21 protein-coding genes, 1 rRNA gene and 1 pseudogene are annotated in these 24,031 nt (G+C 42.9%); 9 read left to right on the top strand and 14 right to left on the bottom strand.

Annotated features, from left to right (window positions below; all coding sequences use genetic code 11):
• The 4 genes and pseudogenes from rrf to H6F77_RS27905 form a co-directional block, all read left to right on the top strand.
• Nucleotides 1–110, top strand: a 5S ribosomal RNA gene (rrf, locus tag H6F77_RS14380); the annotation flags it as partial.
• Nucleotides 111–319: 209 nt separating this feature from the next.
• A complete protein-coding gene (locus tag H6F77_RS14375; RefSeq protein ID WP_199321341.1) occupies nt 320–1,294 on the top strand; it encodes an IS701 family transposase in 975 nt (324 codons plus the stop codon).
• On the top strand, nt 1,260–1,655 hold the full coding sequence (locus H6F77_RS27415) for a hypothetical protein (RefSeq protein ID WP_199313352.1): 396 nt from the start codon (nt 1,260–1,262) through the stop codon (nt 1,653–1,655). Before H6F77_RS14375 ends, H6F77_RS27415 begins: the two co-directional genes overlap by 35 nt.
• Before the next feature lie 45 nt (nt 1,656–1,700).
• Nucleotides 1,701–2,053, top strand: a pseudogene (locus tag H6F77_RS27905) (IS1 family transposase); the annotation flags it as partial.
• A 346-nt stretch (nt 2,054–2,399) separates the two neighbouring features.
• On the opposite strand, the gene H6F77_RS14365 reads toward H6F77_RS27905, so the two are convergent.
• From H6F77_RS14365 to pedR, 5 genes are all read right to left on the bottom strand, one after another.
• On the bottom strand, nt 2,400–3,278 hold the full coding sequence (locus tag H6F77_RS14365) for a DNA-formamidopyrimidine glycosylase (protein ID WP_190427655.1): 879 nt from the start codon (nt 3,276–3,278) through the stop codon (nt 2,400–2,402).
• A gap of 3 nt (nt 3,279–3,281) precedes the next feature.
• Entirely contained in the window at nt 3,282–3,659 is a 378-nt protein-coding gene (locus tag H6F77_RS14360; RefSeq protein WP_190427657.1) for a photosystem I reaction center subunit IV, read from the bottom strand.
• A gap of 82 nt (nt 3,660–3,741) precedes the next feature.
• Nucleotides 3,742–4,389 carry a DUF6391 domain-containing protein gene (locus tag H6F77_RS14355; RefSeq protein WP_190427660.1) on the bottom strand — a complete coding sequence of 216 codons (648 nt, stop codon included), beginning with the start codon at nt 4,387–4,389 and terminating at the stop codon, nt 3,742–3,744.
• 150 nt (nt 4,390–4,539) lie between these two features.
• Nucleotides 4,540–5,118 carry a TolB family protein gene (locus tag H6F77_RS14350; protein ID WP_190427663.1) on the bottom strand — a complete coding sequence of 193 codons (579 nt, stop codon included), beginning with the start codon at nt 5,116–5,118 and terminating at the stop codon, nt 4,540–4,542.
• A 52-nt stretch (nt 5,119–5,170) separates the two neighbouring features.
• The gene (gene pedR, locus H6F77_RS14345) at nt 5,171–5,446 is read right to left on the bottom strand and encodes a photosynthetic electron transport-dependent transcriptional regulator PedR (protein WP_190427666.1); all 276 of its coding nucleotides are present in this window, start codon (nt 5,444–5,446) and stop codon (nt 5,171–5,173) included.
• 206 nt (nt 5,447–5,652) lie between these two features.
• Between pedR and H6F77_RS14340 the strand changes: the two genes are divergently transcribed.
• The gene (locus H6F77_RS14340; protein ID WP_190427667.1) at nt 5,653–6,636 is read left to right on the top strand and encodes a PfkB family carbohydrate kinase; all 984 of its coding nucleotides are present in this window, start codon (nt 5,653–5,655) and stop codon (nt 6,634–6,636) included.
• A complete protein-coding gene (locus tag H6F77_RS14335) occupies nt 6,626–7,843 on the top strand; it encodes a class I SAM-dependent methyltransferase (protein WP_190427669.1) in 1,218 nt (405 codons plus the stop codon). The genes H6F77_RS14340 and H6F77_RS14335 overlap by 11 nt, the downstream gene beginning before the upstream one ends.
• Before the next feature lie 162 nt (nt 7,844–8,005).
• Here the strand turns inward: H6F77_RS14335 and dndE are convergent, their stop codons facing one another.
• The 3 genes from dndE to dndC form a co-directional block, all read right to left on the bottom strand.
• On the bottom strand, nt 8,006–8,398 hold the full coding sequence (dndE, locus tag H6F77_RS14330) for a DNA sulfur modification protein DndE (protein WP_190427671.1): 393 nt from the start codon (nt 8,396–8,398) through the stop codon (nt 8,006–8,008).
• 356 nt (nt 8,399–8,754) lie between these two features.
• Nucleotides 8,755–10,743, bottom strand: coding sequence for a DNA sulfur modification protein DndD (dndD, locus tag H6F77_RS14325; protein ID WP_190427674.1), 1,989 nt, complete (start codon nt 10,741–10,743; stop codon nt 8,755–8,757).
• A 136-nt stretch (nt 10,744–10,879) separates the two neighbouring features.
• Entirely contained in the window at nt 10,880–12,496 is a 1,617-nt protein-coding gene (gene dndC, locus H6F77_RS14320) for a DNA phosphorothioation system sulfurtransferase DndC (protein WP_190427676.1), read from the bottom strand.
• Between the two features lie 163 nt (nt 12,497–12,659).
• Between dndC and H6F77_RS14315 the strand changes: the two genes are divergently transcribed.
• The 3 genes from H6F77_RS14315 to H6F77_RS14305 all read left to right on the top strand — a co-directional run bounded on the left by H6F77_RS14315 (nt 12,660) and on the right by H6F77_RS14305 (nt 16,368).
• Nucleotides 12,660–14,258: a DGQHR domain-containing protein gene (locus H6F77_RS14315; RefSeq protein ID WP_190427678.1), complete on the top strand. Its 1,599-nt coding sequence runs from the start codon at nt 12,660–12,662 to the stop codon at nt 14,256–14,258.
• Between the two features lie 111 nt (nt 14,259–14,369).
• Nucleotides 14,370–15,173 (top strand): HNH endonuclease, encoded by an 804-nt coding sequence (locus H6F77_RS14310; RefSeq protein WP_190427688.1) that lies wholly within the window; start codon nt 14,370–14,372, stop codon nt 15,171–15,173.
• Nucleotides 15,174–15,204: 31 nt separating this feature from the next.
• A complete protein-coding gene (locus H6F77_RS14305) occupies nt 15,205–16,368 on the top strand; it encodes a DGQHR domain-containing protein (RefSeq protein ID WP_190427692.1) in 1,164 nt (387 codons plus the stop codon).
• Between the two features lie 25 nt (nt 16,369–16,393).
• Here the strand turns inward: H6F77_RS14305 and H6F77_RS14300 are convergent, their stop codons facing one another.
• The 6 genes from H6F77_RS14300 to H6F77_RS14275 all read right to left on the bottom strand — a co-directional run bounded on the left by H6F77_RS14300 (nt 16,394) and on the right by H6F77_RS14275 (nt 23,539).
• Entirely contained in the window at nt 16,394–16,867 is a 474-nt protein-coding gene (locus tag H6F77_RS14300) for a DNA phosphorothioation-associated protein 4 (protein ID WP_190427693.1), read from the bottom strand.
• Between the two features lie 170 nt (nt 16,868–17,037).
• On the bottom strand, nt 17,038–18,951 hold the full coding sequence (locus H6F77_RS14295) for a DUF3370 family protein (protein WP_190489386.1): 1,914 nt from the start codon (nt 18,949–18,951) through the stop codon (nt 17,038–17,040).
• A gap of 101 nt (nt 18,952–19,052) precedes the next feature.
• Nucleotides 19,053–19,709, bottom strand: coding sequence for a Uma2 family endonuclease (locus H6F77_RS14290; protein ID WP_190427699.1), 657 nt, complete (start codon nt 19,707–19,709; stop codon nt 19,053–19,055).
• Nucleotides 19,699–21,768 carry an AAA family ATPase gene (locus tag H6F77_RS14285; protein WP_190427700.1) on the bottom strand — a complete coding sequence of 690 codons (2,070 nt, stop codon included), beginning with the start codon at nt 21,766–21,768 and terminating at the stop codon, nt 19,699–19,701. The genes H6F77_RS14290 and H6F77_RS14285 overlap by 11 nt, the downstream gene beginning before the upstream one ends.
• Complete coding sequence (locus H6F77_RS14280) at nt 21,765–21,938, bottom strand: hypothetical protein (RefSeq protein ID WP_190427702.1); 174 nt, start codon at nt 21,936–21,938, stop codon at nt 21,765–21,767. Before H6F77_RS14280 ends, H6F77_RS14285 begins: the two co-directional genes overlap by 4 nt.
• Nucleotides 21,939–22,165: 227 nt before the next feature.
• The gene (locus tag H6F77_RS14275; protein WP_242022153.1) at nt 22,166–23,539 is read right to left on the bottom strand and encodes a DNA phosphorothioation system restriction enzyme; all 1,374 of its coding nucleotides are present in this window, start codon (nt 23,537–23,539) and stop codon (nt 22,166–22,168) included.
• Nucleotides 23,540–24,031 lie beyond the last annotated feature (492 nt).

Below are 24,031 nucleotides of genomic sequence, written 5' to 3'. Positions count from 1 at the left end.
TATTAGCGCTGTGGAACCACACCGACTCCATCCCGAACTCGGAGGTGAAACGCGGCTGCGGCGAAGATACTTGGTGGGTGACTGCCTGGGAAAATAGCTCAGTGCCAGGTTATATTTTCAATCAAAGCCGACTTCAATAAATATTGAAGTCGGCTTTGCGGTTTTGGTAGCTAGAGAGTTGTCTATTGCAAACGCATCTAATCGTTCTTTTAATCGTGCTGAGATAAGTCTATCTTTGAACAATGAAATGATTATCCCTCTTGTGTTACTAGGGGGAGAGGATAATTAGGAAGGAAACCAGAAACAGTAAGTAACAGCGATGGTTACGCCACGTAGAGAAGCAGTAAATACAGTCGGCTTCATCGATAACTATTGTCAACAGTATTATTCAATATTTGAGGATGTCAGGCATTTTGAAGCATTCAAGTATTTACACCTAGGGATGCTATCAGAAATCCCCCAAAAATCCTTGCCAAAAAGAGCGAAAACAGTAGGTCTAAAATCCGGTCAATCATTACATCATTTTTTGAGAGATGCACTGTGGGATACAAAAAAATTAAGAGAAATGAGGCTGTGGTTAACAAAGATATTGATTGGGGAAAGAGAAATAATTTTATGTATTGACGAAACCGGGGATAAGAAAAAGGGAAAATCAACCGACTATGTAACTCGTCAATATATTGGAAATTTAGGGAAAGTCGAAAATGGAATAGTGTCAGTAAACGCCTATGGGGTAGTAGAGGGAATTACTTATCCATTAATCTTTCAAATATTTAAACCAAAAAACCGCCTAAAACCAGGAGACAAATATAAAACCAAACCCCAAATAGCAATAGATATGATTCAAGAGTTAAAAGAATGGGGATTTAAAATCAAGTTAGTTTTAGCAGATAGCCTCTACGGAGAAAGTGGAGATGTAATTAGCTGCATAGAGAAGTTACAAATGATGTTTATCGTCGCAATTCGCTCGAATCATGAAGTGTTGATGCCGCCCGGAAGCCAAAAAGGTTATAACCGCTGGAAAGCTTACCAGCAAAAGCTTTCGCACCGCCCAACCGAAACTCGTTACCTGAGAGAAATTATTTTTGGCAAACGTCACCGCCGGAGATATTACCAAATTAGTAAGACAAATACTCCCGACCCAACTGGAGATGAAAGTTGGTACATCATGACCAATTTATCAATTGATTTGCCACCGAATGTAGCTCAGTTATATAGTTTACGAAACTGGATTGAATATGGTTTTAAGCAAGTCAAGAATGAACAAGGGCTGGGCGGATTTTCGTCTAACTGACTATAAAAGTATTGAACGGTGGTGGGGAATGATTTTTAGCGCCTATCTTTTAGTCAGCATTCAGGCTGCTTCATTTCAATTTTTACCCCAATCAAGCCCAACATCTACATCATTAGTGCCAGACTCAAGTGACTCCAATATTTCTCAACATAGTCAACATCCTGATTGGGAGTTCGGTTCAACAGGTCAGAGTGCATTGAATAACCTGAGATTGATTCTTCAACCCTATATTTTTTATTGTTTGATTCAGCCTTGGCTACAAGTATTTAACATTCCTGGGATGAAACGTTGCTTTTTGAAATTAATTCACCTCATGAATGATTTTCGCGCTTCTCCTGTCAGTTTCCCTATTGCTAGTTGAATCTCTTCCTGATTATCCTCTCCCCCTAGTAACAAAAGAGGGATTATTTGGTGTACCGTTAATCACAAACAAGCTGGAATTCTGGCATGGGTGATAGGGTGATGGCAGTGCAGAAACCTTTAAGCCCTTGTGGCTGCTCGTCAAGTGCTGGCACTGTTTGTTCTATGTCACCGATGGATGGAAGGTCTATCCGATGTTCATTGAGTCGGGCGACCAGAATTATCAGCAAGACCTATATGAGTCGGGTTGAGGGGGCGAACACAAGGGCAGGGGCATTACCTGGCACGGTAGCACCGAAAAACCTTGTGCTACTCCTGCGTCAGTCCTTGATGTTGAAGTGTTCGCTTCGCTTGCTGCTCCACTATTTGAAGTATCGAACAGTTCCTCTTTTCGCTTAAATCATTACTCTTTCAGCAACGTCTCGCAAGAAAGCACTTTTTTCTTAAGTCGTAGCTGTAGGGTGCAGGCATTTTTTTTGACGTTTCCTTTTTCTCTATTATCTCCTCACCTTTGCTTCGAGCGCTATACAAGTAAATTTTAAGAGAAAATGTATATGCAATTGGTTCAGGAACCGTTGAGTGGGCAGTTAAACAAATAGCTCCAAGGTTAAAGATTTTCGGGGCACAATGGTTACCCAAAGATGTGAATCAGATGCTAAGACTTCCTTGCGCCTACCTGAGCGAACTCTTACTGGTTTGACATTCTTGCAAAACCGTGATGCACCCGCCAGACACAGACTGTTTTTCAATTTTTCGGACAAGTAGATTGTTGGCACTGGGGGCAGAAATGAGCCGAGCGTCCGGCTAATCTGATTCGTTCAATGGGTGTGTTACAGACTCGACAGGGGACACCAGCGCGGTTATAAACCCAGGCGACACCGCCATAGTTACCGTTGATCCCTTGGACATTGAGAAAGTTACTAAAGGTTGTTCCACCAGCATCGATACTGGCTTGCAAAACTTGAATAATTGCTTCGAGGAGACGCGCAATTTGCTTTAGGCTCAGGTTAGTACAGAGTGTTGTTGGTTGAATTTTACTGAGAAATAAAGCTTCATCGGCGTAGATGTTGCCGATTCCAGCCACCAGAGACTGATCGAGCAGGGCAGTTTTAATGGGACGACGACGATTTTGCAGTTTCAGAGCCAGGTACTCAACGGTAAAATCTGCGGAAAAGGGATCTGGTCCTAAATTCTGTAACCCAGTGATGACTCTTTCTGGAGGAGTTCCTGGGGGTACCCACCACATTTTACCGAAGGTTCGCTGGTCAACAAAACGTAATTCTTGTGAAGTGAAGCGATCGCCTTCAGCCGAATCACCTGTAAAAAACAACCGCACTCGCGTATGTTTCTGTAATGGCTCCTGCAAAGGGACCCACAGCAACTGACCAGTCATCCGCAGGTGAACCCCCAACCAGCCTCTGGGGGAAAGTTCAGCAAGCAGGTATTTACCGCGTCGGTGCCACTGGGTAATAACTGAACCTGCAACCCCAGCCAAGAAATCTACAGAGGAAAGGGGGTGGGCAATGGTGCGTTCAAGCAACACATCACCACCCCCAATTTCTTGGTTGAGGGTCAGTTTATTTAGACCCCGACGAACTGTTTCTACTTCAGGCAGTTCTGGCACAACTTAACGCGAGTCAGTTCCCTGATTGGGAGCGCCTTGTACAACCGAGCTACCTTCTCCAGACTCTGGTGCGGCAGCGGGGTTGCCATCAACAACTCGGTTCCCCTGACCTGTTCTGCGAGTACGTTCGTCGATGGTGGTTTGTTTGCCACCGGAAGCGGCCGTAGTAGTTTTCTTGGCTCCTGGCTTCGGCGCTTCAATCTCTAGCACTTCGTTCATACCAAAGTTGTTGGTATTAACACCAGCGTAGTTGACATTATTGAAGCGGACAATTACTGGATATTTGATGCCGCTTTGGTCTACGGATGCAACAGTCCCAGTATCCTGAAACCAGAAAGATTCTTTGCGGAGAATCTGAACTTTTGAACCACGTTGAACCATAAGTGTTTTTTCCCTTACGTCATTAAGCTAAAGCGTACTACTGGATCGGGACTCGCACCAACCATCTAGCCTTTAAGTTTTATTACCGCTCCCGCCAGCGCACTCGGACGAAATGCGCGGGACGCCCCCAGATGTCAGGTGTCGCGGAAATCTCATCAATTGCCAAGTTGAAGGGAATTGATGTTGTAATGTACTTCTGGGCGAGACTACCCAGGTCAGGTGTTAATTGGGCAGCAGCTGTGGCAGCGATGCCCAAACCCAAGATTTGCTCTATAGGACTGCGAGGTAGGATGAGATAGACACCCAAGGCTAGCCCGGCGGTCACGAGCATCCCGACAGACAAATTCGTGCCACAACGGGGATGCACAGCTAGGTTCCATTCGCCGCTGGTGGTGCGCTGGAGGGCGATGCGAACTGCACGATGCAACTCGGAGGTGTTAACTTGACCGTAGATGTAAAAGCCTTGGTCGGTGGATAAACCGCCCAAGGTGTCGTTGTCCATTTGACGGGACATTGAAGCACTTCTTGAGGAATATGAGTTTAAGCGATCGCTCAAAACCCAAACTGTGGCGTGTTCCAAAGCATGAACCTGACGCAGCATCAGAATTTCTTTCAAGCCGGGAACAAAGTTTAGCTGTTTGAGTAAATCAGCATCTTGTGTGGCTTGAGGGGCGGGAGAATCAAAGGTCCAGAAGTTGCCAGTATAAGAGGAAGCAGAAGCAGTAGTCATAGATCAGAACTACTCCAAACTTGCAGATTGATTAACTGAGATGTTTTTCAACTGTAGCGTTTACGCCTGGAAGTCGTTGGGAAAAAATGGCAATCATGCAAAGGTAAAAGGCAAAAAACAAGAATTCTTCACTTTTGTCTTTTTCCTTCTCTAGGGGCTAGGAGTATCGGGAGGCGCAGGCTGTGACGTTTCTGGAAGCGACGCGGGTCTAGGTAAGGATAATTCTATGCTGGGGCCACGATCGTAAATTTCAATGTCCCACTGTCCCGAACGGTTAGATTCAAAGGCTATAAATCGACCATTGCCACTAATTGTCGGATGGCGGACTTCGCCTGAAATATTGTCAGTAATGACTTCAGATTGCAAGGCTTGGCGGTCATAAACGAATACATCTGGCTTGCCTCGCTCCTCGGAGATGTATACAATGTAACGACCATCGGCACTGATGTCTGGTTGTTCCTGAATGATACTGGACTGATTGAGTCCTGGTAAGTTAATCAGGCGACGTTGGCGGACATCATAAAGAAAGATGCCTCGATGGGCTTGGCGGGAGGAGGTAAAGACCAAGTAGCGCCCATCGTAGGATAGCTGGGGTTCTTGCTCGGCAGCTAAGCTATTTAAGGAGGCTCCGAGCAATTGTGGGGGTGGGGTGAGCAAGACACCATTGCTACAACTGCTCAATCCAGCGAATAATGCAACTGCTAAAACTGACAGATAACGAATAATCATTATGGCTAATGGCTAATAGCTATTGACAATTAGCCATTAGCTATTAGCCATTTTAGGAAATCACTTCATCACTAGGCGTTGGCAAGGGGCAGCAGTTAACATCATTTATACAAACCTTTCCCCACTGCAACGCCCAGCGTAGTAGTTCTACACGATTGTTAGTTTTGGTCTTGGTCAAGATATTGCTAATGTGATTATCAACTGTGCGTTTGCTGATTTCTAGCTTCTGGGCAATTTTGTCGTTGGTTAAACCACCAGAAACTAGCTCGATGATTTGCAGTTCGCGATCCGAAAGACTCGCGGGGATATGGGTCTCGCTACTGGACATAAGTATTTCTTCCTTAGTATAACTACTTATTATCTATTTCAATTTTAGAATATCCTTGGCGGGTAAGCCCGATCCCGACTGGGATTGGGGGATAGGGGCAAGGAACAAGGAGGACTTGGAAGAATAATTCATTCTTTATCCTTTATCCTTGGGGTAACTTTTTCCTTTTCTGGTAGGCTGAGTTTACGTACACAAGGAGTGCAGCTGTGACTCATCCCCGTGTTCTCTGCCTCGGAGAAATTTTGTTTGATTTGCTAGCCGAGCAATTGGGGCGATCGCTTGAAGATGTCGAATCTTGGACACCATACCCAGGCGGCGCACCAGCTAATGTGGCGTGTGCGCTGGTAAAGTTGGGAACGCCATCTGGATTTATTGGCTGTGTTGGTGAAGATGCGCCGGGAAACGAATTGGTAAAGTTGTTGCAGGATGTAGGTGTAGATACTAAGGGCGTACAGCGCCATCCTACGGCACCAACGCGACAAGTTTATGTTACACGCTCTTTGGAGGGCGATCGCACGTTTGCCGGGTTTGGCGAACTTGATACCACAGAATTTGCTGATACTCACCTGAGTGCGTCTAATCTGCCAGTGGCTTTGTTTGAAGAGGCTGATTTTCTAGTCTTGGGGACGCTGGAGTTAGCTTATCCCGATAGTAAGGAAGCGATCGCTCAAGCGCTTAATCTCGCAGATCAGTACGATGTCAAAATTGTATTAGATGTGAATCGGCGCGATATGTTTTGGCCTGACCCTAGCGCATCTAAGCCTCTGATTTTAGAACTCTTAAAGCACGTCGATTTCCTCAAGGTTGCTGAAGAAGAAGCCGAATGGCTATTTGACACAATGGATGCTGGCGCTATTACTTATCGTCTGGATTCAGTAGAAGGCGTTTTAGTGACTTCTGGTGAAAAAGGTTGTGCATACTGTCTGGGTGAAAATGAAGGTAGGCTGGCTGCTTTTTCCGTCCCGGTGGTGGATACAACAGGTGCGGGTGATGGGTTTGTTGCTGGTTTCATCCATCAGTTGTGTCAACATGGCATCAAAAGTCTTACCGATGCAGAAATGGCTAAGCGTGTGGTGAGATATGCTAGTGCGGTGGGGGCGACGTGTGCAATGAAGCCGGGAGCGATCGCTTCCCAGCCAACAGCAGCCCAAGTGGAAGAGTTTCTGGGAAAAATGAAGGATGAAGGATGAATTAATTCAGCCTTCTGAAGTGCTGCTGCGAAGTTTAATTGCTAGTCGCATCGCAGAAAGTCCCGAAAGGCGCATCACTTTTGCACAATATATGGAGTGGGTGCTGTACGAACCGCAGCACGGCTACTATGCTACTAATGCGGTTAATATTGGGGCGGAGGGTGACTTTTTTACTTCGCCTCATCTGGGTGCTGACTTTGGCGAATTACTAGCTGAACAATTTGCCGAAATGTGGGATATTCTAGGGAATCCGGTGCCTTTTACCCTTGTGGAAATGGGCGCTGGTGCGGGAATCTTAGCGGCAGATATTTTGCGCTATTTGCAACAACACTATCCAGAAATTTTTGAGGTTTTGGAGTACGTTATTGTTGAAATTGCCCCTGGGTTAATTTCTCAACAACAGCAAGTTTTACAGAATATGCTGGGTAAAACTGCTGCCTTAGTAAGGTGGTGTTCTCTAGAAGAAATACCGAAAAACTCTATTGTCGGCTGCTTTTTTTCTAATGAGTTGGTGGATGCGTTACCAGTGCATCAGTTTGCTGTTGAAGAAGGGCAAATTCGGGAAATTTATGTTACTTCGAGGGATGGAGTGACTTTCGAGGAAGTGACAGGCGTTCCTTCGACACCAAAGCTGACAGAATATTTGGACTTGGTGGGGATTGAATTACTTTCTAGCGTTTATGCAGATGGGTATCGCAGTGAAATTAATTTAGCAGCTTATAACTGGCTGAGTACAGTCGCCGAAGCGCTACAACGTGGGTATCTTTTAACAATTGATTATGGCTATCCGGCGAGTCGTTATTATAGTCTAGGGCGGAGACAGGGGACGCTACAGTGCTATTACCGCCATATGCACCATGACAACCCTTATATAAATATTGGGCAGCAGGATATCACGGCTCATGTGGATTTTACGGCTCTGGAGCGCTGGGGCGATCGCTTGCAATTGCCAAAGTTGGGTTTTACTCAGCAAGGGTTGTTTTTGATGGCGTTGGGTTTGGGCGATCGCATTACTGCCCTTTCTACAGGGGGAGAAAATATCGTAAAGTCGCAAGGCATTTCTGGTTTACTCCGCTGTCGGGATACGCTACACCAGCTAATTGATCCAATGGGTTTGGGCAATTTTGGGGTATTGGTGCAAACCAAAGGGTTGCGGGAGGAGGAAAGGGGGCGAAGTCTCAAGGGTTTAAAAATGCCATTGATGTGATAAGCGATGCGAGACAAAGTTTTATTTACCTTGGCTATTTTGCCCACTTTACTTTATGGCATTTTTAAATGATGGAAATCCGTTCCAACAAAATATTAAATGCTATTTCTTCCTTATCGAAAATATACTCTCAGAAATAAACGGCTAAAGTCAATGCCTAACTTAACTTTTTATTTCCATTGCCACAGCAACCAAATCTTCAATTTTCTTAATATTTGGATCTCCAGCTAAATAACCAATTCCGCGATGCAAATGGAGGCGAAATTGATTAGCTAAAGTTTCTCGTTCAGTACCTAAGCCATCATTGTGACAGCGTTGTTTCAGGGCGATTAACAAAATATCAGACATTTCTCCGCCAAAGACGCGCCAAGTCATCTCGACATTGCTATCAGCAGGAATTGGCACTGGTGAAGGAATACTTGGTTCGCAGAGAGAACGACAAAACGCCCAGCGACAAAGGATATTCCACTGCTCTATTTTAGTACTGCGCTTTAGCTTAGTAAGCTGTTCTTTGGCAGTTTGAGAAAGTTTAATTCTGTCAAATGGTGGTTCCATAAGAAAGCGGCTCGGCTGTAGTAAAAGAAGAGAGATATGCTTATGAGAGTGGTGGCGCTCCCGCTTATGGGGGAAGCTGAGTTAATTAAGTGCGAACCCCTCAAAAGGGTCGTCCCTTTGGGACATCGCTGGTATATTCTTTACATTTAAGCAGGAGTTCTTAAAGATTGTGCAAAAAATGACTTGATAGATTGCACAGTTATGGTGAGCGAGTCAATAATGGTGACATAGGGAATTTACCCAAACGTACTCAAATAAGGTTTCAGAGGCGGGTTTCAAACCCGCTTCTTCTGTTTAATTTTGTAGCCAATGGCAGGTTAGCAGGACTCGGTTGGATAAGACGGCGGGAGGTTGGATTACTCCCAGAAATAACCTGGTTCTATTACTGTCTGCTGCTTACCGGAGTCGTATTTTAAGAGATATTCACGAGCGATCGCTTCATTTTCGTGCAATTTATGAAACTCATTTTTTCCTATCTCAGTATCAGTAGAAAGTAATATTACCTGATGACTGGCTGCGGGAAAGTATCTTTCTACCAAATTAGCTCTGTGTGAGGAATCTAAACGTCCGAGAGGCGTATCAATTGCCACTGGTAAATTCCGTCCAGAAACCCGCGCTAATCCCCACAAGAAACTAATGGCTAGTAGTTGTTTTTCTCCTGCTGAAAGGCGATGTTTAGGAACAAGTTTACCTTGTAAATCGTAAAGAGAAAGGCTGAAGCTGTTGGTGTCAATTGCCACGCGATGCACTAAATCGGATTTGTGCAGGAGATAACGGAAACACTCTGTCACCTCAACTTCTAATTTATTGAGTTTTCTCAACGTCAATCGTTCGCGGAAAACCTTGAGTGTTTCTTGAACTTTAGCAGATGCAGCAATAATATGCTCGTTATTTTTCCGATCAATATTTTGCTCAGTATACTGTTTTAAGTCCTTTTTAAACTTAGCGATCGCAGCGTCTAATTCAACTAAACGATGATTGGCTGTTTCATATGCCGCCTTAGCTTCAGCAACTTTATTTTGTGCTTCTTTAAGTGCTACAAGCAGATGATTATAATCTTCGGGTGATGCAGCAGTCTGTATTTGTCTTTCCAGCCTTATAATATCTTCCTCTTTATTTTTAATAATTCCTATTTGCTGACGAGCGAGATTTTTAGCATTTTGCAAGTAGTAAAGGATATTACCCAGTTGGCTCAAGCTTTCAGCATCAGCTAATAACCACAATTCTTCAGGCTGGATAAAATGTGAATTCAATGTATCTATATCTTGGTCGAGAAAAGCTTTAATTTTTTCAATTTTTTCTTCTGAAATACCCACCTGGCTAATCCAATTCAGCAGGCGCTTATCCCGTTCAAATAATATATCCCGTGCAATTTGTGCCTGTTGAATGCGAAATTCTTTTTCTGCTTGAGTTTGTGCCTGAGTAAGTAAAGGTTCAATCAACGCTAGCGGTAAAACATCTGCTGCTAAGTCACACATACCTTGACGAGCTTCATCAGCTTCCACTGTTTTTTGCTGACGCTGTTTATCTAGCTGGCTACGTTCTCCGGCAATTTTACCTCCTTCTGTAATGAATTTATCAAATGCTTCTTGCTGCTTTTTTTCGGCTTCTTCCAAGTCATCTTTAAGGTCTTTTAGCTGATTCTCGGTTACTTGATATTCTTCTTGTTGAAATTTGAGTTTTTGTTCAAGTTCCTCTAAGTTTGCTAGGTCTTGGATATCAGCGATTGCTTTGCGTTTGCGGTTGACTAATATTTCTAAATCTATTGATAAACGTTCAGCTAGTTCTAAACCTAAAAGTCCGCTAATGGCATCAACTACAATAGGTGGAGGTACTTCTTGTTCTGCGAGTTCTTTAACTCGTTCGCCGTCAAAGAGAAACAAATTAGAGATGCCTAATGGCAGCAGATTTTCAATGTACTCGTCCCAAATATTAGCTAAGCCAGAGGGCCAATCTTCATCTTTTTCAAAAATACCTAAGTTATCTTTACCGTCTTTTGGGTCTTTTGTCCAACAGCGGATAATCCTATATTTTACTGGTTTGTCGTTTTCGATATGTTCAAAAAGCAACTCTACGCGAGTGTCTTCAATTGGCGGAGCGTGGCTGTTAACGCATTGTGTGAGAAAATCACTATAACTCAAGTTGCCCCTTGTGGAACATTGGGCGCGATGTCCATAAAGCGCGAGACGAATGGCATCCATGAAGGTAGTTTTTCCGCCGCCATTCATTCCACCTAATAAGATAATTGGACGACGCGAATTGTCATCAACGATGGGACGAAGGTTGATAATTTGTCGTCCGCTATAAGAACCAAAATTTTGCAGTACAAGTTCAAGAAAAATCATGGTTATGTTTTATATTTCTCGTTCCCAGTCTGAGACTGGGAATGCACTCAGGAGGCGGAGCGTCCGGAAATTCAATTATTTGGCAGAGCCTCTAGTAAAGGGTTCCCACGCTCAGCCTGGGAACCAGTTAAACCAGTTAATCTCCATCGTCTAAATTCCTGGCTGGAAATTTAAAACTTCCCCAAGTTTCCTGTTTGACGGGTTCACTGTTATCTTCATCCACCGCATCCCCCAAAGTCAGCTGCTTTACCTTGTCAACGTCGCCTTTACCAACTGCGGTTTTTAAATCACGTTTTAAGTGGGCGTTTTTAATGGCTTCTTCAGGCGATCGCGAACTCGTCTCAAAGCATTTCTCTAGAGTCTCATATATACCGACGCGGCGAGACTTCTTGCGATACTGGCGTTCTGTGTCTAGCAGCTTCGCCATGAGTTCCAAGTGCATCTTATCGTCGTCGCAGATTTCCTCTAGCACAGCCCATTCATCGCCGCCTAGCAGACTACTACCAGCACCAGGACGCGGATCTTTGAAAGGTTCGCCTGTGACTTCCTCATAGATGCGAGGTAAACTATCATCAAACTCGTGTCTTTCTTCTAACCAGATGCGACGAATTTCGCTCATTTCTTCTATTGTAATTAGCGTAATGTCACGCATATTTTCTGGTGCTGTGCGCTGGATTTGTGTTTGAACAGTAAGGAGTTTTCTAAGCCAATCCTCCCGCGCTTCTTTAAGATAGGGGCCAGGAATAGGCTCAACAGATATCTCACCCTCTAAGTTGCGCTCATACAGTTGCACTTCACCAGTTCTCCGCCGAAAATCTCGTCGCTCACGGTTTTCTTCAGCATCTAATTCCATACGGAAATCAAGTAGAGGTTGCATCCACTCTTTCTGTTCGTCATTCTGAATCATTGCTGTCAGTGATTTATCCTGACTAACCATTGTGCAAACCCAGCAACCAAAACGAGAGCTACCACAACTAGGAGTAGATGTATCAACAACTAAAGGGCATTCATTATCCGCAGAAGCACCCCGATACAGGGCGAATAAGTCTTTGTTACTGTATCCCCAAGGGTTTTCCCACTGCATTAGATAAATCCAAACTTCGTCGTTTTCCCAGTCTTCAATAGGGCTATAAACCAGGGAGTTGGGCAAGTTCATGTTAGGGCTGAGGCGATCGCGTACCCGTTGAGCTTCCATTTTTTTCATTCTGAAAGCACGTTTTGTGCTTTCAGCTTTGCGAGTTCCCAAGACAAGAATGGCTTCACCGCTGGAGCGAATAACATCACGAATAAAGCGGTTAGAGGGATTAATTTTGAGGCGTTCTGTACACCAGCGAAATTTTCCTCGCGGCGCTGGATATCCTTTACCAATCAAACCTACCCAAAATGTCTCTTTGAATTCTGGCTGTAGCAGATGGGGTTCAAATGGGAGTTCTTGCGCTTCAGCCTCAGACTTCATCTGTTTAAGGGAATTGCGTACCCAGGCAGCAACTATTGGGTTCTCTACTAGCGTGTCTGTTGTGATAACATATATCGTCTTAGTCCGCTTTTCGGGCGGGAGGGAAGCGATCGCATTCCAGATCAACTGTAAGGTTGCACTAGAATCTTTCCCGCCACTATAGCCGACACACCAAGGTATTTCGTCTAAGCAGTATAACTCTTGGATTTCAGTGGTGAGAGCTTGGATATCATCCACTAATTCTGCCACAGTACGCGCTGGCTGATTTTTATTTTCTTGCTGTTGCGTTGTAGCCATTTCTCCCTACCTACCAAAACATGAGTATTCTTCACCCAACAATATCTACTGCAAGGGTAACTTCTGTATTTTAAAGCTTAAAGGTTTTTAAAAACCTATATCTTAGCACGGACTTTTTTAGAAAATTAAGCTGTACTACCCCATACTCTGAAAGCCAATCACTATGAATGACAGTGCATTTGACCCGACCGCTGATGTCCCTAGCGAATACCAGGAGGGAGAAATGAAGGATCAACAGATACTCGCTGTACTGCTGGAGAACTATCTTGGGAGGAACGATCAGATTTTCGTTCAGAAAACTGAGATGGGTGGTATTGAGGCTTATGTAGGCTCTGTCACCCTGGAATGGTTTGCAAATCGGGTTAACTTCGCCTCTTGCTTACCCCTGCTTCAGAAAAAATACAATCCAGAGACGGGTAACATCGAGATTGACGCGGATAGCATTGATGAAATTCAGCAGCGTCCGCTTGATTGGTCGCGTCAAGCACCCCTAGTGCAGTATTTGGCGGCTCGGAAAAATCACAAGTTTCCGCCAGTTCTCGTAGTTATTAACCAACCTTGGGTGGATGATCCCAAAGCTGCTGAGTGGGATAGCCAGAGACGAGCCACAAAATCTACTACCGAATTCACGCCACTGGATAAAGATGGTAAAGTCGGTTTGCTCAACCTTTCTGAGGCGGATGTAACCGTTTATGCACTGGATGGTCAACATCGACTGATGGGGGTGCAGGGTTTGATGGAGTTGATTAGAACTGGTAAACTCCAACGGTACAAAAAGGATAAAACTCCTTACGACACTTTCATTACGCTTGCTGACTTGATAGAAAAGTATCAAGTCGAACCTGCTTATCTGCAAAGCTTACCCAAGGAAAAAATTGGTATTGAGTTCATCTGTGCGATCGCTGCTGGGGAAACCCGCGAACAAGCAAGGCGACGTGTGAGATCGCTCTTTGTTCATGTCAACCTGATGGCTACACCTTTGAGCAAAGGACAGTTAGCACAGCTGAATGAGGATGATGGTTTTTCGATTGTTGCTAGAAAAATCGCTGTCACCCATCCGCTTTTGCAACAGCACTCAGATCGCAAGCCCCGCGTTAATTGGAATAGTGCGACTGTTGCAGCGAAGTCAACGGTTTTGACGACGTTGCAAGCTCTCAAAGAGATGTCTGAGCGATATTTGGGGCAAAAGTTCCCTCACTGGAAACCCTTGGAAAAAGGTCTAATTGCCATGCGGCCGGAGGATGAGGAACTGAAGGAGGGAATAGAGGATTTTCAGAAGCTTTTCGATAATTTGGCAAACCTTCCAAGTTATCAGATACTCGAAGAAATGGATACGCCGGAATTACGACGCTTCAGCTTTGAGAAGGATGGCGGTGAGGGAAATATGCTTTTCCGTCCTGTTGGTCAAGTGGCTTTAGTTCAAGCTTTGGGAATCTTGGTATTTAGGAAAGGTTTATCGCTGGAAGACATTTTTAAGAAGCTGCGAAAGTTCGACCTGGAAGGCGGATTTAGTGGTATGGAGTACCCGCAATCTATGTGGTATGGGGTTTTGTATGACCCAAATAAAAAGAGGGTGCAGGTTTCTGGAAGGGATTTGGCGGCGAGGTTAGTGGTTTACATCTTGGGTGGAATTCAGGATCAGATGGAACGTGCGGAACTTCGCAAGGCTCTGGCTGATGCAAGAACTATTGAAAAACAAACGATGGGCTTTGATGGTAAGTTTGTTGAACCGAAAGCAGTAGGGCTTCCACCAGTCCTTTAACACGCCGAGTCAATGGGGTGTTTCTGAGTGTGGAGTAGTTCCGGGTAAGACTTGGATCTCAGATACACTCCAATCAACTAAAATTAAACATGAAGTCTTTTATGTTAATCAATGAATGGTACTAATCCAGGACAGGAACTACGCAACTTTTTAAAAGAGCTTTATCCTCATAATTATAACAATACAGATTTTAATGAAGTAAAATTTTTTATTTCAGAAATTGACAGTGCTTTAATAGCTAATGGTGAATTTTCTAAAATAGTTTATGAAAGTAGTATAAATTATATGCTAAGGAGATTTATAAATACTGCTGAGTATTTAAAAAGGAAGTATGAATCAGACGAGTTCCCAGCACAAAAATTTGTAGAAGAGCTTAGACGTTTCATTACAGAAGCAACCTGTATTCCAAAAGACAAAACAGAAAAACTTTTAGCTTTATTACAGGCTTGTCTTCAGTCAAAAGGCAGAAAAGTAAAACCACCTCGTAAGAAACGCCTGCTCAAAGAATATCAGGCTAAAAATGAACTGCGTTGTTATATTTGTGGGAAGTATTTAAATGAACAGGAATCAGAGATTGAACATATATGGCCAAGAACGATGGGTGGTGCTACTGAAGATTTCAACCTCAAAATATCTTGTTCTATTTGCAACGATAAAAAACAGCACTATATTGATGCAAGTGACTTTCACTATGAACAAATATGCTTGGTAAGTGATAAGAGTGATGAAAACTTTTCTAAGGAAATGAAAAAAGAGTATAGAATAGCGGTATGGGCAAAAAGTGATTATAGTTGCACAGTATGTGGAGAGCCAGCTTCAATTGTGGGTACATTAAATTTTGGTCGCATCAACCCAGATGACAGCTGGCACTTTCTTAACACTGAAGCCTATTGCGATGAACATACTCCAGAATAAGTTTTTAACTAGACATAATGAGGAGGTTTTTGTGGAAGATAAAATTTACTTTGGTTGTTTTGTAAGGCAACGCATAGATAAGAATACTACTCCTTTCTTTGTATTTTATGCTCGTGTAAAAGATATTAAGCAGTGGGCTAGAGTTCGGCGAGTGGAAGATTCTACAGACGGTACCCAACGCTTGTTACGAGAAACTAGAAGCAAGGCAATAACTAGATTTGTAAAATCTGGCTTCAATAATACCATTCCTAATAATATTCTTTTGGCATTTGAGCCTGACAAAGCAAAATTTTCTTCTTTAGAAGAAAAGTTATCTGGATGTCTTTCTGAAGCTAACTTTCATAATGGTTGTGAACAACAGATGGAATGGGGAACACTTGAGTTCTCCTTTAATACTTCTGGAAATGACTATTGTGCATATGTAGTAGATGGACAACATCGCCTCTATGGTTTGTCAGAGTTTGATTCTGAAGATTTACCTATACTTGTTGTGAGCTTGGTCAATGCTAGTATAGAAGAACAGGCATTTCAGTTCATAGTGATAAATAATAAAGCTGTAAGAGTTCCTACAAATAATGTTAAGGCTATAATTGCTAATTTAAATGAAGAAGAACTTCAAAATCGCCTTTTAAAAGCAGGCGTAAAATATGGAAATACATCACCTACACTCCGAGATGTCAATGATCTAGATATAAGCCCTTTTCAAAATTTACTTAAGTGGCCATACAATAAAGAGGGTAATCAATTAGTTGAAATTGCAGCAATAGAACAATCTATAAAATATTTAAGAGCAATGTTTACATTTTTGGATGAGGATGAAGATTCTTTAGTTGAGATTTTTTGTGCTATATGGCGAGTTATAAAAGACAACTATACAGAATTATGGGGTAAAGAAAACACATTCATGAAGAAAGTAAATATCAATGCCTTGAATGAGTTCATTACTGATCGTTTGAAGTTTGCATGGGAATTAAGCCTTGTAGATATTTTTAATTCTGAACAATTAGAAACACAGGTTTTACATATTGTTAAATTACTTCCTCAAGAGTTTTGGAAAGCAGAATGGACTATTAAGCTTCAAGATAGTGCTAATGTGAGAAAACAAATAAAAGAAGATTTGTCAACGTTAGCAGACAATTGCAGGCTAAGAAGGCCTTGGAACGAAGATTTAAATTTACCTATAACAGAAGGGTAATGACCCAACGATTTCAAAGATTAGTTCAAGACAAAAACTTGCTCAAGTCAAATTCCTCGTCTTGCTGCTCTTTGTACGTTCGTTCATAACTTAAAAATAATAAAATTCGCTCTGAATAATCTACTGATCCGCGCAACTCATTTTGCAGGAGCTCTAGTCCACCATTAGCGTACTCTTCAAAGATATGATTGCGTTTAGCTTCATATTCTTCTTCATTAAGGGATAAAATTTTTATATCTTGAGTTTCAGTAATGCCTAATAATTTGATTACCCAATCATGACCCATTGTTGCAAAATACTCTAACCTAATGGGAGAAGGTTCTCTTTTAGAAATTTCCCCTAAAGGTACACGCTTTTTATGCTTTGCACCTAAAGCTGCTGCAAACACGATTACATCAGCATAGGTTTGGAAAGGGCCTGTTGCACCATCTGCCGATGTTAAAGCCTTCACTAAATCTGCTTTATCTTTAGCAACTCTAATTCTGCCCGTTTCAGCCATTTTATAAATATATGGTTTTTTGACATCTTAACTGAAAGCTGGAAGCGATCGCACTCTCCCCAAAACACGCGATCGCACTCTCCCAGATTACGCGATCGCTATCCCCAAGCCGTATTTAAACCTTTATAACAAATGTGTCAGAAGTTTTTGAGGATGCGATCGCATTTGAATCATCCTGCCGTTTTCACAGTCAAAACCTGCGGCGGAGTAGAATCTGGGGGATAAAGAAAGTCTACCCGTACTTGCCTTTTTTCGCCTGGTGGCATCTTCAGCGTTACTAGCGGTTCACCAGGTTGTCCGCGTCGCTGTACCAGATGAACGTAGCGCGTTTTTTCAACTTTATTATCGTCAGTATAACTTACCCTAACTGTACCTCGAAAAAACACTTGATTAACTCGTGGATTTAAGAACAAAAGTCTGTCTGTACCACCTTCATCTTTCAACGGTGTTTGTACCGATATAGTAACAGTTTGGGGTTGATTTGTAGAGTTATTCAGTGGTAAACTAAGATTGTATTCCACTCCATAGTTACTATGGGCAAAGTAGGCCGTATCCGAATATCTAGCTAATATCGGAGCGCTTTGAATTTGCCCAGTACCAAGGGTAATTAAATGTAGAGTACCTAAAGGATAAGAAATTGCTTTTCCTGGTGGAGGAATGCTCAAATCCGAACTATTATTATCAGTAATTTGAGCCTGCCACTGCGCCCCTTGAGAGACACCCGCCACGCGACTGAAAATGGTTGGTTCTCTGGGAGGATCTAAAGGCGTGGGAACTGGATCGCGCTTTCCTGCTAAACTGCCTGTATCGAGTAACTTTTGCCACTCTGCTAACGTGGGCGGACGACTGGAATTCTTGGCTAAGTTGGCGACATAGACAGCGCGATCGCTGGACAATCGCATCATCGTCGAGCGACCATTTGATGAAGGAGCCTGCACTGGAATTGCCCGATTCATCAACATTACCGATTGTCCAGGCGGTATTACCAACTTTTCGGGAAAATTCGACTGTCTAACTCCCCGCAACACATCATTCATAGTACGACTGCCAGGGCCAGAATAGACTGTTCCGTTGGTATTTTCTACGATGTCGGGTAAAGCTATAAAAGGCGCTTCTGGAGTAGAGAGATAACTAGCAGCTTGCAACACTTCCACAGTGGCGGGTTGATCGCCTGGATTGTGGACAATCATGCCTTGATATAAAGTGCTATTTTGAGTTTCCGATCTGGCGATGTGGTGAGAAAATATATCAAATCGCCCTTGAAAGGGAAAGTTTAAATGTGCTTGGGGTACTTGTTTACCAGTTGGGGGAAAGGTAGAAAGCAAAATACCTTCAGTTGTCACAAGTTCGGGGCTATTACTATTAAACGTGGGAACGGTATCGAGTTTTCCCGGTAAAGTCCGCACTTCCATCGGTTGCACTTCCACCCCGGCGATGTATTGTGGCGGTACAGCATATATATTTAACGCCCGACACATCAACGCTGCGACTTCCCCACGAGTGGCAGTTTGATTGGGTTTTAGCTGTTTGACGTTAGGATAGTTGACGACGATGCTGTTAACTGCGGCGGATGCGATCGCATTCTTGGCATATTCTGGAATCTGTGTCGCATCGTTAAAATACTGCCCAAGAGTTTGAGTCGGATTTTCCGGGATACTATAATTTTTAGCACCAGCCACAACGCCTACAGCTTGCGATCGCGGGATAGCTTGGTTGGGTTGAAAAACTCCGCCTGGATAGCCGGAAAAAAAGCCTCGTCTGTAAGCATCTTGAATTGCCTTATGCGCCCAGTAACTCGTAGGCACATCTTTAAAACTCGTGCCATTGCGCTTTATTGGTGCATCGGGAAAAGCATTCAGCATCAACACGGCAAATTCAGCGCGAGTGATAGTAGCGTTGGGGCGAAAAGTGCCATCTGGGTAGCCACTGACTAGCTTTCGCGGTGCCATCTGGCTGATACATTCTTTCGCCCAATGGCTGTTAATGTCACTAAAGGCGGCTTGATTGGGGGTTGCGATCAATAGGGAAGCAAAAAACAGGGAACCAACGAAAGGATGTGTCAGGACTTTGAGACTCTTACTCATGAAAATGTTTTTATGTCAACTAAAATAAAAGAAGTATTTTTACGCTTTCTCGTTCCCTTACTTCAACCTGATAACGAGGGAAGGAATGCGATCGCGCTGTTTTAACTCTTGCTAAATCTTTGGAGTAACCAGCGAGTAATTGCCCCATCATCCTCTGTTTGACTCCGTTGCAGTGCTTCTTTAACTAAAGCTATTTCTAATCCTGGTAATACTAGCGACTCGTGTATTTCACCACTGCGTCCTTGAGAGATAGAGAATGCGATCGCATCCCTTAAATTAGCATCAACAACCCAATATTCCCCTACTCCCGAACGTTCGTATAATAACCGCTTTCGCCCCAAATCATCACTAATAGTAGATGCACCGATTTCTACCGCCAACGTAGGGGGATTGTACTCATTCAAATCAACAGGTGAATTAGTTTCAGGAGGTATATTCAACTCCGAACCGATGCAGAAAGCCAAGTCAGGTTGAAATTCATCTAAACCTGCTTTCCTAAAACTGGTATTGGTAAAGACAACAATCGGAATATTTTCAATAGTTGCATAAAGAAGAATAATGTACGAAACAATTGAATTGTGATGTCCGTGTCGAGGCCCTACTGCTGCCATTTCAATCCTCATGTATCCTTTATGGTAATAGAACCTTCCCTTTTCATAATTTGGGCTATTAGCAAATGCTAAAAACTCATCCCAACTGGCTTTTACCCAGGTATCCGTTACCAAATCCTGCACATTAGGCGCTGAACTAGAAACCATAATCGACCTCTACAATTTCCGTATATTCAAACTCATTCGGACTTTGCCGCACCAAAGAATATATATTTCCATTTATCTCAATTGAATCTTGTTCGCAGTCAGGTTTAGAAGAATAATAAATCAATACATACTCTCTACCTATTCTATCGGCTATTTCTTCAGCAACTTCACCCCGCCACTGAGTTTTAGTCACCAAAACTACCAATTGATTTGCTAATTTTGGAATTATCTTAGCAATTTGTCGCCGATAAATTTCATCCAAACTGCCAAACGGAGAATCCATCACAATCGGGAAGGTGTTGCTGTCTGGAACCATCAGCATTTTGTTTTGGCTCCATTCTCGCACCCTGTCAATAATGCTACCGATAAACGATAGACTGAGAATTTGATTTTCGCCCGTAGAAGCTGCAACAGGAGCCTCTAAACCTGCGGTGTTTTCCACTAGAGTCAGCTCGTATTTTTCGCTAATTCTGGGGATGTAAGGCGTAAAAGAAATGTCCGTAAATATTTGTTGTACTCTTTTCTCTAACTCTAAGCGAAACTGTTGTTCTTGCAATATCTTCACTTTCGTTAAACGTTCAATTGCCTCTTGAGTTGCAGCAATGCGTCGCTGAGCTAATGCTTGCTTTTCCTCATTCATTTTATGTTTAGCAATTTGTTTGCCTAAGTCTTCAATTTCAGCTTTTAAATTTATAACTTGCTGCTGATTTGCTCCTTGATCTAGCGTTAGCTCTAAAATTCTGGATTCAATTTCATCCAACCGTTTTTGTAGGTTGCGAATATCATCACTTGGATCTTTCCTCAACTTTTCTTGAATTTTATCTAATTCCGCTTCTATCTGAGAAATATCTTGTCTAAATCTACTAATATTAGCTTGCTCTCTGTCAATTTCTTCCCAAAAAGCCGGAGCTTGCTTATCAATTTCATCTACCTGAGCTATCATGCGAATTGCTGTTTCTTCTACAGCGGCAATTCCCGCTTTATCTAGCCAACCGCTCACATTTGCATGAGCATGATTTCCATCGTGCAATTCTCCACCACAAATACAGCGCTTAGAGTTCAGTAAATCTTTAACAAATTCTCGCGAAATTCCAGTCGTCAACTCGCCTCGCTGCTTCAAATCATCCACAATTGTCCGAAATTGAGCGGTGGTTTCCGATAGCAATACCGTATAACCCCGCGTAGAAATTGCTTTTTTCAGTGCTTCCTTGCTTCTTTTAAGGTTTTCTAGGTTAGATGCTTTCAGATTTTCTAATTCTTGCCGTCTTTCTTGTAACTGTTTAGCTGCACTAAGTTCGCGCAAACGGTGACTGGTTTCTTTTTTTAAGGTTTGTTGGTTTGACAATTCTTGGATTATTTCATGCTGACGCTGGGCGAGTTGTTCGCTTTCCTTTTCGAGATTTTGTTGCTGTTTTAACAGTTGTTTGGTTTCGGAGTCGCCAATCGCTTCTAACTCACTTCTGAGAGTTTTCTCAGCTTCTTTCAGATGCTTAATAGAGTTATTTAACACTTCCACACCCAGAAGCTTTTTAGTAGCCTCGGCAATTTCGGCTTTTTTATCAGAGCGAACTATTTGTTCAATTCGCTCTCCGTCAAAGAAAAAATACTGATGCAAACTACCTGGTAAAATTTGATTAATTATATCTTCTGGATGTTCTCGCGGCAGTAACCAGCGCCCATCATCTCCAGCTACATACATCAGTAATTGACTTTTGCCAGCCTCAAAGTCAGTTTCATTTTTATAAACACGGCAGAGGCGTTGAGCTTGATAGCGTCTACTGTCATGTTCCCAGCCAATTTTTACCCAGCATTCGACAGCTTCGCCCGATTTCGCTTCTGCGATCGCTCTCTTATTCACTAACTGCTCAACTGATGCAAAAGCCGCGCTAAATTTCTCGTACAGCACCCAAGAAAACGCATTTAATAAACTGGTTTTTCCTGCGCCGTTGTTGCCATGAATAATAGTAGTATTCCGAACATCTCCACTAGCCAACAAAATCTCTGGTGTCTTGCCATAGAAGGAGCGAAAGTTGCAAAGTTTGATTGAAGTAAGCTTCATTTCACCACTTCCTTTACAATTGCTAAAATATCATTATTAATATGTCCGAGACTTTTCTTGTCTAGCCTACCTTTTTCTAGCTGGCACACTCGTTCAATAATTTGTTGCACTTCTGGTGAAGCTGACTTTATTGGCTCTTGCACATCATTTATATTCGGTTCGTTTGTCATTTTCATGCCACCCTGAAAGGTTACTTAATTTTAGCTTAAATTTATAAAAGCATAAAGTGCTAAGAGCAATGAACCGCAAAGACGCACTAGCGAAGCCATGCGCGTTAGCGCTATAGAGCGCAAAGAAAAGAGGGGAGAAGAGAAAAGAAACCAGAAGCACAATAATCTCCTCTCTTTCTCTGCGTTCTCGGCGCTTGGATCGGTTGGTTTCTCCTTTCTTAGATAATTTACAAATCCAACAATTCATAGCGCTTTTGCAAAGCTAACAATTTCATTCTGGCTTCTCCTGCATTGTCAGCTAAATCGGCAAATTCTACAAAGCGCCGCAACTCCTTCCGCAGCAAATTTCTCTCTACTTCAAAAGTGTCTCTATCTAAAGTTGGAGGCAGTACAATTGTGTCAAATAGAGTAGCACGTTCCTTGCCTGGATGAGGGCGCAAAATTCGCCCTCGACGCTGAATAAATTGGCGCGGATTGCTACTACTCGCCAAAATTACCGCGTTTTGAATTGCTGGAATATCGACACCTTCATCTAAACAACGAATAGCAACCAAACCCTGTAATTCGCCATTTTCAAATTGTCGCCGCAAATTCTCTCTTTCTGACAAAGGTGTTTCGGCAGTGTAGGTATTAACGCGATAACCCAGTTCTTCTCCCAGAATTTTAACAACAGCTTTGAATTGGCGTGAAACGAAATTATTCGAGTTAGCGAAATCGCTATGTACGGAACCATCGCCGCAATAAAATAAGGTGTGGGAAGTATCCAGGCGTTGACTCATTAACTCGCGCAAAGCTTCTAACTTATTAGCAGCAGCACCAATTAATCTCGCCCGCTTCATCAACAACGGCTTCAATTCTTCATTGTCTTCAAAATTTGCCGCAATATTATCCCGTTGTTTAAACAGAAGATGTCTGCCAATACTGGCACTTAGTTTGGTATAAGTACGCGCTTCCGCTTCTGTTAGTTCTACAAGTATGGGATAATAAAGATAATGTACCAGCGCCCCCTGTTGAATTGCATCTTTCAGGGTAAATTCTGGTTTTATAACTGTGCCAAAGTAATCAAATAAAGATTGCGTACCTGCATCATCAAAATAGCGTTCTGGTGTTGCCGAAAGTCCTAAGCGCAACCCAATACTAGAAGGCAAACTTTCCTCTAAACGTCGTGCGCCGAGGTTATGGGCTTCGTCTCCCACAATTAAAGTTTTTGGGGGAAAATACTTTAATTGGGACTGCAACCCCTCACCGATAAGCGTGGAATTTGTAGTAATGACTGTGAGAAAATGTTGGTTGCCAGAACGCAAGTTGTAAAGTTGCGTCGATAGCTGACTTTGCCAGTTGCGGACATTCTCAAAAGCTAAGACTGGTTCTAATCCAAATTTCTCGCATTCTCGCGCCCATTGCGTCACCAAATGCCGATATGGGCAGACTATCAGCAACACTTGCAAGCCGATTTGTTGATACAGTTCAGTTGCGATCGCTAATGCCGCAATAGTCTTGCCGCTACCAGTCGCCATCTTCAGCGTACCACGCCCTTTGTTGGCAAACCAATTAGCAACAGCTTCCCGCTGATACTGTCGCAGCTGAATAGATGGTGGCATTCGGGGACATCCCTTTCGCGGTGGATTTCCCTCGGTGGAGTAGCTACCCTTATTTTCGCCCGCTACAGGTAATCTTAATCTGAACTGAAGTCCTTCAAATCGGGGAGTTACCTTGGGGGGAATCGTAGGCGTTAGTTTTGGGGCATTGTAGGCGGCATTCATGGTAGATACAGGGCAGCATATAATCTAATGAATTATACATCTAGTGTTTATGGGGTTCCCTTCACAGTAACTTCACACTATATGCGTAAATTTTATTATCAAAAACTCATATTTATTGACAAAATGCCTTTCCGAAGACTATTTTTATCCCCATTCCGCATCCTCATTTCGACATATGACACTTGAGGGTGCGGAATGTGAACTAAGACATTATTTGGCTCAACTATAAAGGAAAGATACTTTGCTATTCCAAGCCGCAAGAGATGCTGAAATTATCAATTCGCTTCTTACATTACCTAAAGTATAAAACTATCCCCGTACCTCCCGGTA

Origin of the sequence: Microcoleus sp. FACHB-831 (assembly GCF_014695585.1) — a bacterium.
Classification (GTDB): Bacteria; Cyanobacteriota; Cyanobacteriia; order Cyanobacteriales; family FACHB-T130; genus FACHB-831.
This window is presented reverse-complemented; position numbering and strand designations above follow the sequence as displayed.